Source organism: Blautia sp. MSK17_66 (genome assembly GCF_020538025.1).
Classification (GTDB): Bacteria; Bacillota; Clostridia; order Lachnospirales; family Lachnospiraceae; genus Blautia_A.
Window position 1 is genome coordinate 14212 of record NZ_JAJBNQ010000024.1, and the last position, 16946, is coordinate 31157.

Sequence of the window (16946 nt, forward strand, 5' to 3'; positions counted from 1 at the left end):
TTTCTCCATTCTACTGTAAATCAGTTCAGAGCTTCTTTGATCGCGTCTGCCATTGCTGAAAGCATCTCATCTGTCATTCCCGGATAAACACCGATCCAGAAGGTATCCTTCATGATGCGGTCTGTATTTTCCAGGCTTCCAGAAATACGATAGCCCTTACCTGCTGCACGCATCTGGTCAAAGCATGGATGTTTTGTCAGATTTCCTGCAAACAACATACGTGTCTGAACACCCCTGGCTTCAATCTCCTGAACAAGTTTGTTTCTGTCAACGCCCTCCTTACAGGTGATAAGAAAGCCAAACCAGCTCGGTCTGGAGTTTTCACATGCTGTCGGAAGGATCAGCTTGTCCTCCGTTCCTTTAAGTGCCTCTCTCAGATAATTGAAGTTATGGATCCTTCGCTCTACAAAAGACGGGAATTTCTTAAGCTGTGCACAGCCGACTGCAGCCTGCATATCCGTCGCCTTGAGGTTATATCCGAAATGAGAATATACATATTTGTGGTCGTAACCTACCGGGAGCTCACCGTACTGGCGGTCAAAACGATGTCCGCACAGGTTATCCTGTCCCGGTGCACAGATACAGTCTCTTCCCCAGTCTCTTAAAGATCTCGCGATCTTGTTGAGAAGCGGATTGTCCGTATAAACAGCACCACCCTCACCCATTGTCATATGATGCGGCGGATAAAAGCTGGAAGTTCCGATATCACCTATCGTTCCTGTCAGTTTTTCCTCACCATCGATGGTATAGACAGAACCCAGTGCATCGCAGTTATCTTCCACCAGCCAGAGATTATGTTTTTTGCAGAAATCTCTGACTGCCTTAAGGTCAAACGGATTTCCAAGTGTGTGTGCCAGCATGACTGCCTTTGTCTTTGGAGAATATGCAGCCTCCAGAAGCTGCGGATCAATGTTGTACTGCGGAATCGCCACATCGACAAAAACAGGAACTGCACCGTACTGGATGATCGGCGCTACGGTTGTCGGAAAACCTGCCGCAACTGTGATAACCTCATCTCCCGGAAGGATCTGACGCTCTTTGAGAAGCGGGGAAGTCAGAGTCATAAACGCAAGAAGATTCGCGGAAGAACCTGAGTTTACCAGAGAGCAGTATCTTACGCCCAGGTACTTCGCAAATTCATGCTCGAATTCATTTGTATAACGTCCGGCTGTCAGCCAGAACTCCAGAGAGCTGTCCACAAGATTCACCATCTCTTCTGCATCATAGACACGAGATGCGTATGGGATACGGTCTCCTTTTTCGTACGGTTTCTTCTGATTGTGATACTTCTCACAATATTCCTTTGTCAGTTTGAGAATTTCTTCTCTCGCCTGTTTTTCTGTCATTTCTTCAAACATATTTTTCTCCTTTATCATCGTTTTGTAAAGTATCTGAATTCCTCATTATAAAATGAAAAAGTTTCGTTCAGTTTATAATTGTCACAGAACCACTGGTAGGTCTTTGGATCATTTCTTTTCCAGATTCCCAGTGAAGATTTATTTGTAAAAACTGCCGGCGCATCCTCTGTTTCAAGCTGCTCTTTCAGCTCCTTCAGAGAATCCGGGCGGACTGCCATATCACTGAAATCCATGGTAAAACACTGTGTACTCCAGCGAAGCATGCTGTAAACCTCAGCTACGTTCAGACCAAATCCATGTGTGTTTGCAGGCACAATGGCTGCAATCTGCTGTGCAAAATCCTCAAACTCCGCCGTATTATGGAAGTTTTCTTTGATCTTGCTGTTCTGTGAAAACTGCAGGATTGCTCCTGTTCCCATTGCAAGCACAGAAGCCGCACAGATGACCCCGATCCCGCCACGCACAACCTCATAAAAAGTGATACGGGCGATGTTTTTCCAGCCATTTTTTTTCACAAAATCCAGTCCGTGCTGTGCCAGATAAGCTGCCAGAAGAACAGCAGAAATACTGATACAGTCAAGGTTGTGATAAGACGGACGGTTCATATAATAGACCAGACATCCAAGAGCCCCGATGCTGAGCATAAAAATCAAATCTGTCTCCCAGCGGCGTTCCTCCCTGTCACCGAACCATCCGGCGATTCCCATCGCCACACCAGTCAGAAACAGTGTGATCACCGCCATGTAGGCACTCGGATAGGTCGGAAGATCCAGATGAAGGATGTCTGTCATATAGCCGTCAGAGAGCAGCGGAATCAGAAAATCTCTCACGGAATTCATCGGACTGTGCTTGGAAAGATTATAGATATTTACGATTCCATAAGCACCTGTAAAGGCAAAGATCATGCCAGCTACCTGTGCACCGATAGAAAAAAGCAGCTCTCTTATCTTCCATTTTTTTCTTGAGAGCAGTCTTGAAATATAAAGTCCCGCCCAGGATACTGTAAGAAGAAGGCCTGTCTCCGTATTCCACAAAATCGCAAGAAGACAGATCAGATATCCACCAGCCGCAGTCAGAAGACTGCTCCGTTTTTTCTTAAGGATCACCGTTCCATAGAGAAGCAGAAGCACAGGAAAAAGCACTCTGTGCGGCCACACCTGCCAGTAATATCCACCGCGCATGCCAAGCACAGGGAACGCAAGTGCAAATGCTGCAATCACTCTGAGGATTCTGCTTCTTACAAGCATCTGCAGTACCAGAAATGCCCCGATATAAGTCAGTGCTCCAAGCCCTGCCATCATCAGCACAAATGCCCGGAAGTCACCATGTACCAGTTTCATCGGAATCTTGAAAAACAGTCCGTAATGACCGTAGATACTTGTCACATTATGTGTATACGGCACTCCCTGATACACATTGTAAACGGAATTAAAATATGCATGTGCGTGATAATTATCACCCTGTTCTCCTCTTCCGTAGATATTCGGCGTGTACATACAGTAAAAGATCAGAATCACCAGTGCCGCATAGGTAAGCCAGATGATCCATTCGCCCTTTTTCTCCGTAAGAGAAAGATTCTCATACAACCAGAAAAAGACTGCCAGTTCAGCAAGAAACAAAAGGATCATCACTGCCAGTGGCTGTGTATGCCAGCCATATTTCATCGATACGGTTCCTACCTGCTCCGTCTCCCTCGTCACGCACACGATCCAGAACGGAAGCTGTGACCCAAGAAGGAACACCAATGCGGTCTTCTTCACCACAGGGCTTTCAGTCAGCTTCAGGCTGTTATTTTGCCGGGATGTACTCCATGCCATTCCTGCAAGAAACAAAATACAGAACAGGACAAGCGTCATTCCATAGACCAGAATGTTGATATTTCCATGTTCACTGATCCGCTCAGAAAGTCCCGGAATCAGAAGGCAGCTCAGGAAAAAACATACTGTCAGGACCCACGCTGTCAGTCCGCAGATAATTTCTCTGTTTTTTTTCATACTCTTTCCTTTTCTATCTGTTTTGTGTCAGATATTCCTCGATCTGACGATCCGTAAATGCAGCCATATCATCTCCGTCAAGCCATGCCTGATACCATTTTACAGTCTGAAAGATGGCTTCCTTTACCTGCCAGTGCGGTTTCCATCCAAACGTACTGCGGATTCTGGAGCAGTCCAGTTTCAGGAAATTCGCCTCATGCGGTCCTCCCTGACAGAGATTTTCCCAGGAAGCTCCCTCTCCCCAGGCTTCACAGAAAAGATCCGCAAGTGTACCGGTCGTGATACAGTCATCATCTCCGGGTCCCACATTGTAGGCACCTGCACGGGATGCGTCCTCGTACTGGCTTCCGGCAATCATAAGATAAGCCCCCAGCGGTTCCAGCACATGCTGGTACGGACGGGTAGAATGCGGATTGCGGACTGCGATCTTCTTTCCATCGGCGATGGCTCTTACACAGTCAGGAACGATACGGTCTGCTGCGAAATCTCCGCCACCGATCACGTTCCCGGCTCTTGCTGTAGATACTGCAATCCCAAGCTCCTTAAGAAAAGCTTTCTCGTAACTGTGTGTCACCAGTTCCGAACAGGATTTGCTGTTGGAGTATGGATCATAGCCGTCCAGTTCATCGGTCTCTCTGTATCCCCATTCCCATTCGTTATTTCGATATACTTTGTCGGTTGTCACATTCAGAAAAGATTTTACACTTTTGCACTGTCGCACTGCTTCCAGAATGTTCACCGTTCCCATAACATTGGTTTCATAGGTGTATACGGGATTTTTGTAGGATTCCCTTACGATCGGCTGTGCAGCCAGATGAAGTACGATCTCCGGCTGTGCCTCGGCAAAAACCTGCTTCAGTTTCTCCAGATCACGGATGTCTCCTGTGACAGAATGCATCTGCGATTCCACATCCAGAAGCTGAAAAAGATCCGGCTGCGTCGGCGGCTCCAGTGCATATCCGGTGACTTCCGCGCCAAGCTTCAGAAGAAGTCGGCAGAGCCAGGAGCCCTTAAAGCCTGTATGCCCGGTCACGAGAACCTTTTTTCCTTTATAAAAACTGAAATCAAATGTATTACTCATCTATTTCTCCTTTTAATCAAACATACTGCCTGCTATTGGGATTCAGGCATAGATAGCTTTATTATACTCGCATTTGTCTGTAAAGTCACTCGTTTTTGCCGGAAGTAATTTTTTTATAAAGAAAAAGATCCTCTGAACATTTCTGCTCAGAAGACCTTATCCAGACTTCATAATAAACAGATGTGGAGCAAAATCCCTTACAGGATAAAGTTGCGGATGATCTCTGCAACCCCATCGTGATTGTTGTCATTTTCTGTCACATAATCGCCATATTCCTGAATCCCCGGAAATGCATTGCACATCACGGCACCTACATGGGCAGCCTTGAGCATTTCGATATCATTCTGTGCATCTCCGGCAGCCACAGAGTTCTCAATCGGGATTCCAAGATAGTCGCACATCCAGCGGACAGCTTCTCCCTTGGATACCGTCTTTGGTACGATCTCAAGATAAGTGGCATTGGAGAAAAAGCTTCTCACGGTGTCAGAATATCCCTCAAGAACCTCCTCCTGAAATTCCTCAGATCTGCTCCTGTCCTTGTCAATCGCGAGGAGCTTATATGGATCCTGAATAATCGCATCTTTCGCATTTTTTACAAGTTTATACGGCAGATTCTGTATCTTCGCATACTCCCGGAGCAGTTCACTGTTCTCTATCGTCAGGATTGCCTCATCTGAATACGCCTGCATATACAGATTTCTTTCTGCTGCTTTTTCAAAGATCTCAACTGCTGTATCTCTTGGGAAGGTTACTCCGTGAATCGTCTTTTTGTGGTAAGGATCATAGATCTGTCCGCCATTAAACGCGATGACATAACATCCCTCTCCTGTAAGTCCGACGCGCTCCGCGATCTGGAGTCCGCTCGCCAGAGCTCTTCCTGTTGATACTACGATCTTGTGTCCCGCTGCGAGTGCTTCTTCTACTGCCGCTCTGTTTCCTTCTGAAATTTCTTTATTGTCATTCAACAAAGTACCATCCAGATCCGTAAACAAAATTCTGGTGTTCACTGCCATTTGTAGTCCTCCATTTATGTACAAAAAAACTAATCTGTTCCAAAATATTTCTTTATCATCTCTTCGTTCGGCTGCTCCCCGATCACTATGATGACCTTCTGTCCTTCCGCGATCGGACACTGAGTTATCTCGTGATGAGTGGCATTCAGTTCTGTCCAGTTTCCATCCGGTTCCTGTGTAAATCCCTTAATACGGAAAACAGACCCGCACGCCGGATCCTGCATGATCTTCTGTGCTGCATCACGCAGTTCTTCCCTCGAAATCTCCAGATCCATAAAATACAGAGATTTAAAAACTTCTTTCTCATCCAGACTCATTTTTTCATAATCTTCCGCTATATATCCGCTGTTCAGAATCCGTTCAAAATCCTCTGTTTCAAACTGTTCCCAGTCTTTCCGGATGATTTCATCCTCTCCAAACTTTCGCTTGCAGTGAACTGCCTTCAGTGCTCTGTTCAAATGTTTTACCGTATTCTCTATGGACTTTTCGGAAGCTTCCTGCGTCTTGCTTAAGACTATACAGCCAGCATCTGCAACCTCCGAAGCCAGGATATAATCTGTTTCTTCTGACATTTTCTCATCCAGTCCGGCGTCCACCACTGCGATCACGTTTCCGATCTGATACCAGCGATCCAGCGGCTCTTCGTGCAGTGCATCAAAAAACTCATCCATGTCAAAAATTCCGGAGGGCTCGATCAGAACGCGGTCATATCCGCACATTCCCATTGCGATCAGTTTCGTCTTGAATCGTCTTCTGTGACAGTCTTTGTCACACCCTCCTGCCACCATTTCAAGCTCACACTGTTCTCCTTCCAGTTCGCGCAGAAGCATCATATCCACATTTACAGCGCCAAAATCGTTCTCCAGAATTCCTATATTATATCCCTGATCCATCAGATATCTGGCATATTTTTTGATAAAAGTTGTCTTTCCTGATCCCAGAAATCCCGTGATCAGATCTACCTTAACCATGCAAGTTCCTCCTGTATTTTCTGTGCAAATATATGGTGTCCTTTCTCTGAAAAATGGACTCCGTCATACACGACCGGGATCTCCCATTTACCTGCATCTGTAAAATCTGTCTCCATGCGTTCTGCGACTTTTCTGTATTCTTCGCCAAGCCGTCTCGACTCCAGATACAGCCGTTCCTCATCTACCCAGGCCCCGTATTCCATCCGGGCCGGTGCGATCAAACGAAGAGTGATCTTACCGTCAGAAACTGCCGGCTCTGCCATGATCTTCTTAAGGAAATCCTCCATTCTCTGTGCGGTATCTTCTGCTGTAAACTGTCTTTCCTGAAGAAGATCGTTTGTTCCAAGCATAATCCACAGCTGTACAGGAGCATCCATATCCTGCCAGTCTCTCAGCTGTTCACAGGCAAATCGAATCTGACTTCCTGTATGCGGAATACATCTTCCGCAGATTCCGTGATCCTCGATCTTCCAGTCTGTTTCCCTCTCCAGAATTTCTGCCCAGCGGTCTTCTTCTGGATAGCGGTCTCCTGCCAGCACACATGGATCATAACCATAAGTATTAGAATCTCCATAACAGATAATTGTCCCTGACATTGTTTTTCCTCCGTTTTTATCTGCAGTTTCTGTTCATTTAATGCTCGTCATAAGCCATGCAACCAGTCCATATTCCACAACAAGGATCAGCGGTATTCCTACAGAAAATTTCTTCTTTCTTGTCTTGTGGTGGAAATAACGCATTCCTGCCCATGCACCGAAACTGCCGCCCAGAAATGCCACTCCGATCAGAGTACTCTCCGGGATGCGCCACGCACCGCATCTGGCTTTTTCCTTGTCGATACCGTACATGATAAATGCCACGATATTCACTGCGGCAAGATACCAGCCGAAATATTTCATGAAATCCATAAATATCCTCCCCTTTGTTAATTGATATGAACTATTCTTCCAGTTCTTTAAGTTTTACCTGCAAAGATATAGTTTTGTATAAAACTTCCTAGGATTCATTCCAACAACTGTAAATTTTATCAATTTCAGCCTCCAATTCATCAATACGTACTTTTTGCTCCTCTTTATAACGTGTATACTCCTCCTCCGCCTCTTGCATTAGACCCTCTTTTTTTGCAAGAGCATAAAATGCCTCTCCCAATTTTATATAATGCATCGTACCCTCTTTTATACGTTTATCCAAAATCTGCAGAAAATCTGTAATGATTCCTTTACTCAACTTTCCATTCTCTATTTCTTCTATATTAAATAACCAGATTATATCTACTTTTTCTGATACCGCGTATTCAATTGTATTTATATAAGCAGAAACATTTGAACGGACAAATCTGTATGGAATATACCGCATTTTTCCCGATATATCAGATTTCATCATACTATCATAATAAATAATGTTCTTATATTTATGTTGTTTCAAAAGATTTCTGTTTTTATCTGAATCGCATTTTTTTCTTATCATAAATACCACATCTTGGTCATAACCATAATCTGTCCCTTGGTCTCTGATAATATCAGCCGTTTTTAAAACATTTTCGTCAAAAGTCATGCCTGACAGCATAATCTCATAATTTTGTTCAGATGCTTTCTGTAGAATTTCCAAAAGTATATCCTGTGACAAATCACAATTCAGAACAATTATCGGAGTAAAACTATATTCATTTGCCACTTCTTTTACCAGATCCATATCTCCTGCAGAAGTCATAACAAATCCCACCATTGAACTCGAAATATCCGAACTACTGTAGATTGCACGGGATCTTTCTTCAAGATCCTGACGAATTTCCTGGAGTTCACTTTCATAAGGTTCTGCTTCTTTCTGCAATTTCAGTATATGCTTTTGTTGTCTTTGTTCCTTTTGATCGCTTTCAAACACTAACATTCCCGAAATTATTACTAACACAAGTGCCAACATAACTAACAGTATTTTTTTCATAAAATTCTACTCCTTTCTTCTGATTTGCTGAATACCATCTTTTGAAAAAGAAAATTCTTTATCAAAAATGAATTTTTGGTTTGCCCTATGTGTTACCAATAAAACAGTTTTATCTGTCATAAGTCGTAAATTATTCAAAATCCTGTGTGCAGTCATTTCATCAAGTGCACTTGTAGCCTCATCTAACATCAAAATCGGATGCTCAGAAAAAACTGCCCTTGCAATCGCAATTCTCTGCATCTGACCCTCTGAAAGTCCCTGACCTCTCTCACCCAATACAGTGTCCAGACCTTTTTCCAGTGCCATCACAAATTCCTCCGCACAGGCAATGCGAAGAGCATTTCTGATTGCTCTGTCATCTTGAGATTGTTTCTGATTTCCAAAAGCAACAATCTCACGGATTTTACCTGAAAGAAGTTGATTCCCCTGTGGAACATAAGCAAACAGATTTTTCCATTCAGACGTCAATTGCAGGTTTCCTCTCGTAGTTTTCATATAACATTTCCCTGAATCCAAAGAATACAAGCACATCAATAATTTCAATACTGTACTTTTACCACATCCCGATGGTCCGGTAAATACAATATATTCTCCCTTATTAATTGAAAAATCAATATCCCGAAGAACAACTGGCATAGTCTGTTCTATTTTCTCCTCACCTACTGGAGATTGATAAGCAAAAAATACATGCTCCAGATTTATAGATATGAATTCTGTCTGATAAAATTCAAATGTTTGTTTTTGTGTAATAGAAATCTGACTATCTACTTCAAAATTCTCTGCTTCTATCAATCGCTCCGCACTTGCAATCATGGAATAATAACGTGGCAAATATCCTGTAATATTAGCAAATGGATTCTGCACCTGTCCAATAAGCTGAATAATCGCCAACAGATTTCCATAACTCATTGTCCCTGTTAAAATACCATACCCGCAAAATCCAATTCCCAACAAATAAGCACCATCCATAGCACCCGTAAATCCAATATTACACAAATTAGAAAAACGGTTTCTCTTCAAACGTGCAGACTTATGTTTTTTCATCAATTCTTCCGCCTGTGAAATAGCTTGTTCTTCTTTTGCAAATGTACGCACAATCAACATACTTTCTAGATGCTCCTGTAGAAAAACTCGCACCAAACCATCCGCTTCCTGAATATTCTTATGCATTTGTTTCAAAATCTTACGAAATATATAGGTAAGAATAAACATTGCAACTCCACCAGGAACAAGTATATAAAAAAAGCGTGGATCTAACCACAAAATTGCCGCCAATGCCCCTATCAGACGCACCACCATTCCAATCATGCCAGGAATAATCTGAGTTGCGCCACCAGCTATCACTACAGTATCAGAAGTCAATCTGTTCATCCACTCTCCAGAATGTACTGCTGTAACAGATGCATACTTTCCTTTCAAAAGTGAAGAAAATAATTTCTTCTTAAAAAGATTTTCAACCGTCGCACTAGTATATTCGCTTAGGAAACGATTTAATGCACTTAACACAATCTGAAGAATCAAAATACCTGTCAGCATTGCTACGGAAATCAAGAACTGACTTCTCTCTTCTTCCACTGCTGCATTAATGACCTGACGCATCCCAATTGCCAAAAAAATACTTGACACGCTCAGAACTATCTGTATTAAAGTCAGAAACAATACCAGCCACTTGGAATGTCCCATTGTGTTTGCAATCCATTTCAAAGTGTTATTATGTTTCATAAAAATATTTTCCTTTTAATCCTTCCAAGAATTTTTACATTACAGAAAAAAAGTTTCACAGTATCATTTTTCCTCATAATGATACCATGAAACTTATTTTGAGTAAAGAATATCAGATATGCTGATTCCTGTTCTCTTTTTTTACCTTAGCTTCCGGACAGTTATATCCGCATCATTTCTGACATGATGCAGCCACCGAAAGCACCGCATTTTATTACTTCCTGTATCTGTCCTGTACCTGCATGGATCCCGCCTATCGCATACACCGGGATCGTCACAGCACCGCAGACTTCCTTCAGGAAATCGATTCCTCTCGGCGGCAGTCCCTTCTTGCAGTCTGTAGTATAAATGTGTCCTGCTGTCAGATAAGTCGCACCGAGTTTCTGTGCTTCTTCTGCTTCTTCCACTGAATGTATGGAGCATCCGATTTCTACGAAATCATTCAGTTTCCCACTGTTTTCTCTGAGCAGAAACAGGGGAAGATGGATATATGGATGCTGCAGTTTTCTCGCTGTTTCCAGATAGGTGTGCAGCATACACGAAACCTGATATTGTTTACATAATTCTATAACTTTTACCGCCAGTTCCTCATACATCTCCTCCTGGAGATCTTTTTCTCTCAGGATCACCGCCTTCGGCTGGAGTCTGCAGACACGCTCCATCTGTTCCAGGAACGGTCTGCTGCTCAGCTTGCGGTTTGTCACTGCGATAATGTTTCTATATTCTTCTTTACAGGTAGACATAATCGTTCATGACCGGCTGAAGCTGGTGGTCCAGAAGTGCCTGATATACTTCATCCACTGACCTTCCATCGGAAATTTCGAACTGGTCATCTCCTTTATCTGCAATGTCATCTCCGTGGCTTCCGATTCCTGTGCTGACGCCTGCTGAGATCTTGGTTGCCGCGATGTTTACCAGATTGTCTCTGACTCTCGCACACTCTCTTGTAGATACTGTAATGCTTGCAAACGGCATAAACAGTCGATATGCACAGACAACCTGGAGAAGCTGCGGCTCATGTACATCCATCGGATTGATCTTGTCATTATTGATGATCGGACAGAGTCTCGGACAGGAAAATGCGATCTCTGCATGAGGATATTTTCTCTGAAGGAGCCATGCGTGATATCCTGTTGCAAAAGCGTCTTTACGGAAGTCATCCAGACCGAGAAGTGCTGCAAAACCGACGCCTCTCATGCCGCCCTTTAATGCACGTTCCTGTGCATTCAGACGATATGGGAAGATTCGTTTATGTCCTGCCAGATGAAGTGTTTCATATTTATCTGAGTTGTATGTTTCCTGGAAAACCGTCACATAATCTGCTCCGCATTCATGCAGATAATGATACTCGTCGGAGTTCATCGGATATACTTCCAGACCGATGACTTTGAAGTATTTTCTTGCGATCTTGCATGCTTCTCCGATGTATTTTACATCTGATTTGGCTCTGCTTTCTCCTGTCAGGATCAGGATTTCCTGCAGTCCTGTCCTTGCGATTGCTTCCATTTCTTTGTTAATTTCTTCTGCATTTAACTGTGCACGGCGAATCTTGTTATGGCAGTTAAATCCGCAGTAGATGCAGTAGTTTTCACAGTAGTTTGCGATATAGATCGGTGTGAACATATACACGCTGTTGCCGAAATGTTTTCTTGTTTCTACTCTTGCCGCCTGTGCGATTTCTTCCAGGAGAGGAAGGGCTGCCGGGGAAAGAAGTGCCTGGAAGTCTTCAATCGTGCGGTTGTCATGTTCCAGTGCTCTGCGGACATCTTGTTCTGTATACTGATCATAATCATAAGCATTCATTGCTTCAATGACCTGTTCCATTACGTTTGATTCTTCCATTGTTTCCATTCCCGGAAGGTATTTCATATGATCGATGCGGTTTTTTTTCATATCTTCAAGGATCACTTCGTTGACGATACTTTCGTTAAAGTGATCTCCATGATTTGCTGTATTCTCTGCCATTATTCTGTCCTCCGTTCTTTAGTCATGCAGAAATCCTGTCAGTGGTGAGGATGCACTGGCTCCTTTTTCCAGGGTGCGTCCAAGTCCGGAAAGGTATGCGCTGCGTCCTGCTTCGATTGCTTTTTTGAATGCTTCTGCCATTGCTTCTACATTTCCTGCTGTTGCGATCGCAGTGTTTGCCATGACTGCGGAAGCTCCCATTTCCATTGCTTCGCATGCCTGGGAAGGTCTGCCGATTCCTGCATCTACGATAATTGGAAGGTCGATTTCGTCGATCAGGATCTGAATGAATTCTTTGGTGCAGATGCCTTTGTTGGAGCCGATCGGGGAACCGAGTGGCATGACGCAGGCTGCTCCTGCATTGACCAGATCTCTTGCTGCATTCAGATCCGGATACATGTATGGCATGACTACGAATCCTTCTTTTGCAAGGATTTCTGTTGCTTTGATGGTTTCGTAGTTGTCCGGGAGAAGGTATTTGGAGTCATGGATGACTTCGATTTTTACGAAGTCTCCGCAGCCGAGTTCGCGGGAGAGTCTTGCGATGCGGACTGCTTCTTCTGCATTTCTTGCACCGGAGGTGTTTGGAAGGAGTGTGACGTTTTTCGGGATGTAATCGAGGATGTTTGCGAGGCCTCCTTCGTTTGCACGGCGAAGTGCAAGGGTGATGATCTGTGCTTCTGCTTTTTCGATGCAGGCTTTTACGAGATCGAGTGAAAATTTGCCTGATCCGAGGATGAATCGGGAGGTGAATTCGTGTCCTCCCAGTATGAATTTGTCTTCGTTTTTGCCGCTTCCGCCGCCCATAAAGCTTACGATTTCCATAATGTCTCCTTCTTTCAGAATGGTTGTTGGGTATAGTTCTCTTGCCAGGATTTTGTCGTTTAGTTCGATTGCTACCTGTACTGGTACGTATTTGTTTGTCTCGAGGTATTCTGTGACTGATAATGGTTTTTCCAGTGTTTTTTCTACTCCGTTTACTGTGATCATGGTTTTCCTCCTGTGTTGTGATTGATACAAATGATGCCTGTGAAGGAGCAGAGTGGACAGGTTCTTTTCAAATTCCCTGCATCCCTCAGTCTTTGAGGGTCTTGTTACGCTTTGCATGCCAGATGCAGTCTGCTTTAGCAGACATATTCCACTAAAGCAAAAAAAGAGTTCACGAAGTAATACACCCGTGGTGGTGCACCCCTTCATGAACTCTGTTCACTCTCATTTGTATCGCTATGAAATTGTGTGTCCCTGTTCAGATATATGTAAACGAAAAAGGGAAATACCGTAGGGTATCTCCCGTAATATTCACATACGTTCAAATTCCTACGTTGGCATTATCCAAATCAGGTATAAGGGTCGAAGTTGATTACTTCCTCTCAGCCTGCGAATACAAGCTCCCCTGCTTATTTACATGGTTTAGTATATGACGAAAGTTCTTTTCTGTCAAGGTGTGTTTTGTGTGGAATGGATTTTGACCAGATTATTGTGAACAGTAATCTTTATAACATTTACGACAACGGATTCACGGATACAGTGCAGGGAATGCCATTGCGTGCGGCTATTCGGTGCATTCGCTTTTTATCCGCCAGTCGCCCAAACTCGCTTCGCTCAGACAGTGGGCTTGGTGGCGGAAGCTTGCCTGCACCTCATTACGCCGTACTCTTGAGCATTCCCTGACTTGTTTCCGTGATCCTGTTGTCTGGTTTATGCCAGGGGCTGTTCAATGTAATGCGGGAGTACTGTCATTGCAGGTAGGCGATTATATATGAAAAGTCCGGAAAATCCGGACTTTTCATGGGCTTTTTATTTTTCAAAGAGGTCTACCAGTTCCTGGCCATCGTCGTATCCGGCATCTTTGAGCTGTTCTACGAACCACTCATCTACGCCATCTACGGCTTTTTTGAAGGAATCGATATCCATATCTTGTTTGTCTGTGATGGTAACGTCATTTTTGGTCTGCCAGCGGCTCATGATCTCTTCGTCGCCGGAACGGTTGATGTAACGCTCATATTCAACGGCTTTCTGTCCGCATTCATCAACAACAGCCTGCTGCTCTGGTGTCAGTGTATCGTACAGGTCCTGGTTAATGCAGAAGAACAGGCAGTCGTAGATTGCATCCCACATGGAACAGTATGGCTGTACTTCCTGTACGCTTGCAGCATCGATTGCCGGAAGAGGATTTTCCTGTCCTTCTACTGTATTCTGCTGCAGGGCTGTGTAAGTCTCTGTCCAGTTCAGGTTTGTTGCGTCTGCTCCCCATCTCTTATAGCATTCCATCAGAAGGTTGGAGCCTGCCACACGGATCTTGAGGTTCTTCATGTCATCCAGAGTCTTGACTTCGTGTTTGCTGTTGGTCAGTTCTCGGAAGCCGTTCTCTGCGATTCCCATACAATGCAGTCCATATTCAGAAAGCAGTTCTTTCAGTTTCTCACCTGCTGCCCCGTCAAATTTCGCATCTGCGTCATCATAGGAATCATAGATGAACGGAAGTGATACGACATTGAATCTCGGGTCAAATGCGGAGTAGATCAGGTTGGAATGCATGGAGATCTGCACCGGGTCTCCGTTCATCAGTGCCTGGATTCCTTCAGACTGGTTTCCATTGGTCAGCTGATCTGTAGCATAAACATTGACTTTAATCTTGCCTCCGGTTGCTTTTTCCATCAGCTCACCAAATTTACGGCCGCCGTCTGCCCAGGTGCTTGTCTCTGTTGTGGAGCATGCGAAGTTCCAGGTCATTTCCGGCCAATCAAGGTCGCTGTAATCTTCAATTGTATTAAAGGAATCGTTGTCATTTCCGGCTGATTTGGAAGTACCGCTTCCCGTATCAGTACCGGACTGGTCTCCCGTGTAGGAGCCATTTTTTGCAAGTGCCTTCGGCAGTGCAGTGGAAGCTGCCGGAATATAGGTAACGATCAGAAGCACCGCCACACTGGCTGCGATCATCGGCATAACTGCCTTTGAGATCTCCTGCAGGGTAACTTCCAGACCTTTCTTGATCCTGATACTGATAGCAACAAAAAGGTTGACGCCAACCGGAGGAGTAACCTGTCCGATTGCAAGGTTGACTGTTGCCATAACACCGAATGCAACAACATCATATCCAAGTGCCTTGCATACCGGGAGCATGATTGGAATAAAGATGTACATTGCTGAGTTTGCATCGATGAAGCATCCTGCGATCAGGAAAATAATATTGACGATCAGAAGGAAAACAAACTGATTATGTGCAATGGATGCGAGCAGTCCTGATGCGGCATCTGCAATACCAAACTTGGTACATACAAATGAGAACAGAGACGCACTTGCAACGATCAGCATGATTCCGCCGGTTGTTTTTGCTGAGTCTACCAGAATATCAAACAGATCTCTGAAAGACACCTCGCGGTAGATCACCATACCTACAAAAAGTCCATACACAACAGATACGGCAGCTGCCTCTGTCGGTGTAAAGATTCCTCCATAGATTCCGCCCAGGATAATAACCGGCATCAGAAATCCCCAGAATGCATCTTTGAAGGTACTCCAGCGTTCTTTTGCTGTCGCCTTCTTACGGGATGGTTTGATATCATGTTTGTTTGCTTCAAGAAGTACAACGATCACAAGTGCCACGCCCATCAGAATTCCAGGAACGATACCTGCCATAAACATATCTGCGATGGAAACACCTGTGATGGATGCATATACGACAAACGCGATGCTCGGCGGGATGACGATCGCCACGGAACTCGATGTCGCCATCAGTGCTGTGGAGAACGGTGCGGAAAATCCTCCCTGCTCTACCATTGCCGGGATCAGTACAGCACCGAGGGCTGCTACTGTAGCCGGACCGGAACCGGAGATTGCTCCAAAGAAACAGGAAACAATAACGCATACGATCGCAATACCACCTTTTTTGTGTCCAACGCAGGTATCTACAAAGTCGATCAGTCTGCGGGAAATTCCGGCTTTTGCCATGATATTTCCGGACAGTACGAAGAACGGAATTGCCAGAAGAAGGAACTTACTGATTCCCGAATACATATTTGTCGCAACAATAGTAAGTGAAGTACCTGAATAAAGGATCGCACAGACGGAGGAAAGACCAAGGCACAATGCGATCGGCACACCCAGAATCAAAAAAATAAAAAATGAGATAAATAAAACTGCACTGATCATTTATTTTTCCTCCTTATCATTATTTCCAAGACAGATATCCAGGCAGTATTCAATAAAATGAAGGATCATACATCCTGCCCCGATCGGTACGAAGGACCAGAAGATCCATTCCGGCCAGTTCAGTACAAACGTCCTCTTGCCATTTGCAAGCTGAGTAAGAACCTTGTCCATACCATATTTAAAAAGGATCACTGAAAAAACAATACTCAAAACTGTGATCAGTATCACAGAAGGTTTTTTCAGTTTTTTTGGAAGACGATCCGTAACCAGCGTCAGGCTTACCAGGCCGCCTTCTCTGCAGGACAGTGCCGCTGCCAGAAGTGTAATAAGTACAAATACCGCTACGACCAGTTCTTCTGTAAAAGACCAGGAGCGGTGGATTACTTTACGGGAAAATACATTTCCCACAGTGAGCACCAGGATCAGCAGTGTCGAGATCACAAGAACAATTTTTTCTACTGCTGCCAGTGCATTCATAAGTTTTTTGTAGACTTTCATCCTCTCTTTCCTCCCTATATTATGATATCGGGGAAAAAATCCCCTCTTCCCGGTTTCAGAAATTTAGGCACAAAAAAACCGTCCCTCAGGGACGGATCTGATATTCCGCAACCACCCTGTTTCTCCATTGAAACAAGTACGATTCTGCAACGTACCGGCATACGCGTCTCCTGTAACGGGGAGCCTCCGTGAAAACCTACTAATCATATAGCGTTCGGTCTTCCTTCTCAGGGATGATATTCAAAACAGTG

At 44.3% G+C, this 16946-nt stretch carries 14 protein-coding genes, 1 riboswitch and 1 other annotated feature (1 of these 16 running past the window's edge); all 14 genes read right to left on the minus strand.

All coding sequences use genetic code 11. The features are described from left to right. Positions 1-20 precede the first annotated feature (20 nt). Positions 21-1358 (minus strand): lipopolysaccharide biosynthesis protein RfbH, encoded by a 1338-nt coding sequence (rfbH, locus tag LIR34_RS12980; RefSeq protein WP_173902978.1) that lies wholly within the window; start codon positions 1356-1358, stop codon positions 21-23. 14 nt (positions 1359-1372) lie between these two features. After that, positions 1373-3352, minus strand: a complete 1980-nt coding sequence (locus LIR34_RS12985; protein WP_173902977.1) for a hypothetical protein — start codon at positions 3350-3352, stop codon at positions 1373-1375. 13 nt (positions 3353-3365) lie between these two features. Then, positions 3366-4433, minus strand: a complete 1068-nt coding sequence (gene rfbG / locus LIR34_RS12990) for a CDP-glucose 4,6-dehydratase (RefSeq protein ID WP_173902976.1) — start codon at positions 4431-4433, stop codon at positions 3366-3368. A gap of 197 nt (positions 4434-4630) precedes the next feature. Next, the gene (locus tag LIR34_RS12995; RefSeq protein WP_173902975.1) at positions 4631-5446 is read right to left on the minus strand and encodes a Cof-type HAD-IIB family hydrolase; all 816 of its coding nucleotides are present in this window, start codon (positions 5444-5446) and stop codon (positions 4631-4633) included. A gap of 29 nt (positions 5447-5475) precedes the next feature. Further along, a complete protein-coding gene (locus LIR34_RS13000) occupies positions 5476-6417 on the minus strand; it encodes a GTP-binding protein (RefSeq protein ID WP_173902974.1) in 942 nt (313 codons plus the stop codon). Continuing rightward, on the minus strand, positions 6405-7013 hold the full coding sequence (locus LIR34_RS13005; RefSeq protein ID WP_173902973.1) for a GDSL-type esterase/lipase family protein: 609 nt from the start codon (positions 7011-7013) through the stop codon (positions 6405-6407). The genes LIR34_RS13000 and LIR34_RS13005 overlap by 13 nt, the downstream gene beginning before the upstream one ends. A gap of 33 nt (positions 7014-7046) precedes the next feature. Next, positions 7047-7325 (minus strand): DUF1294 domain-containing protein, encoded by a 279-nt coding sequence (locus LIR34_RS13010; protein ID WP_320442969.1) that lies wholly within the window; start codon positions 7323-7325, stop codon positions 7047-7049. 88 nt (positions 7326-7413) lie between these two features. Next, on the minus strand, positions 7414-8358 hold the full coding sequence (locus tag LIR34_RS13015) for a hypothetical protein (RefSeq protein WP_173902972.1): 945 nt from the start codon (positions 8356-8358) through the stop codon (positions 7414-7416). Between the two features lie 6 nt (positions 8359-8364). Continuing rightward, the gene (locus LIR34_RS13020) at positions 8365-10080 is read right to left on the minus strand and encodes an ABC transporter ATP-binding protein (protein WP_173902971.1); all 1716 of its coding nucleotides are present in this window, start codon (positions 10078-10080) and stop codon (positions 8365-8367) included. A 161-nt stretch (positions 10081-10241) separates the two neighbouring features. Continuing rightward, positions 10242-10823 (minus strand): thiamine phosphate synthase, encoded by a 582-nt coding sequence (locus tag LIR34_RS13025; RefSeq protein ID WP_173902970.1) that lies wholly within the window; start codon positions 10821-10823, stop codon positions 10242-10244. Beyond that, complete coding sequence (thiH, locus tag LIR34_RS13030) at positions 10810-12045, minus strand: 2-iminoacetate synthase ThiH (protein WP_173902969.1); 1236 nt, start codon at positions 12043-12045, stop codon at positions 10810-10812. The genes LIR34_RS13025 and thiH overlap by 14 nt, the downstream gene beginning before the upstream one ends. 18 nt (positions 12046-12063) lie before the next feature. Beyond that, entirely contained in the window at positions 12064-13035 is a 972-nt protein-coding gene (gene thiS / locus LIR34_RS13035; RefSeq protein WP_173902968.1) for a sulfur carrier protein ThiS, read from the minus strand. A gap of 307 nt (positions 13036-13342) precedes the next feature. Then, positions 13343-13450, minus strand: a riboswitch (TPP riboswitch). A gap of 392 nt (positions 13451-13842) precedes the next feature. Beyond that, the gene (locus LIR34_RS17770; RefSeq protein ID WP_320442970.1) at positions 13843-16197 is read right to left on the minus strand and encodes a TRAP transporter large permease subunit; all 2355 of its coding nucleotides are present in this window, start codon (positions 16195-16197) and stop codon (positions 13843-13845) included. After that, the gene (locus LIR34_RS13050) at positions 16198-16695 is read right to left on the minus strand and encodes a TRAP transporter small permease (protein WP_173902967.1); all 498 of its coding nucleotides are present in this window, start codon (positions 16693-16695) and stop codon (positions 16198-16200) included. 84 nt (positions 16696-16779) lie between these two features. After that, positions 16780-16946, minus strand: a binding site (T-box leader) (it continues 79 nt past the right edge of the window).

Excerpts from the sequence above, each read along its gene's own strand:
- LIR34_RS13010 (WP_320442969.1), bottom strand. The coding sequence starts at position 7,325 with ATGGATTTCATGAAATATTTCGGCTGGTATCTTGCCGCAGTGAATATC.
- LIR34_RS12995 (WP_173902975.1), bottom strand. The coding sequence starts at position 5,446 with ATGGCAGTGAACACCAGAATTTTGTTTACGGATCTGGATGGTACTTTG.
- LIR34_RS13000 (WP_173902974.1), bottom strand. The coding sequence starts at position 6,417 with ATGGTTAAGGTAGATCTGATCACGGGATTTCTGGGATCAGGAAAGACA.
- LIR34_RS12985 (WP_173902977.1), bottom strand. The coding sequence starts at position 3,352 with ATGAAAAAAAACAGAGAAATTATCTGCGGACTGACAGCGTGGGTCCTG.
- thiS (WP_173902968.1), bottom strand. The coding sequence starts at position 13,035 with ATGATCACAGTAAACGGAGTAGAAAAAACACTGGAAAAACCATTATCA.
- rfbH (WP_173902978.1), bottom strand. The coding sequence starts at position 1,358 with ATGTTTGAAGAAATGACAGAAAAACAGGCGAGAGAAGAAATTCTCAAA.
- LIR34_RS13020 (WP_173902971.1), bottom strand. The coding sequence starts at position 10,080 with ATGAAACATAATAACACTTTGAAATGGATTGCAAACACAATGGGACAT.
- LIR34_RS13005 (WP_173902973.1), bottom strand. The coding sequence starts at position 7,013 with ATGTCAGGGACAATTATCTGTTATGGAGATTCTAATACTTATGGTTAT.
- LIR34_RS13050 (WP_173902967.1), bottom strand. The coding sequence starts at position 16,695 with ATGAAAGTCTACAAAAAACTTATGAATGCACTGGCAGCAGTAGAAAAA.
- rfbG (WP_173902976.1), bottom strand. The coding sequence starts at position 4,433 with ATGAGTAATACATTTGATTTCAGTTTTTATAAAGGAAAAAAGGTTCTC.
- LIR34_RS17770 (WP_320442970.1), bottom strand. The coding sequence starts at position 16,197 with ATGATCAGTGCAGTTTTATTTATCTCATTTTTTATTTTTTTGATTCTG.
- LIR34_RS13015 (WP_173902972.1), bottom strand. The coding sequence starts at position 8,358 with ATGAAAAAAATACTGTTAGTTATGTTGGCACTTGTGTTAGTAATAATT.
- thiH (WP_173902969.1), bottom strand. The coding sequence starts at position 12,045 with ATGGCAGAGAATACAGCAAATCATGGAGATCACTTTAACGAAAGTATC.
- LIR34_RS13025 (WP_173902970.1), bottom strand. The coding sequence starts at position 10,823 with ATGTCTACCTGTAAAGAAGAATATAGAAACATTATCGCAGTGACAAAC.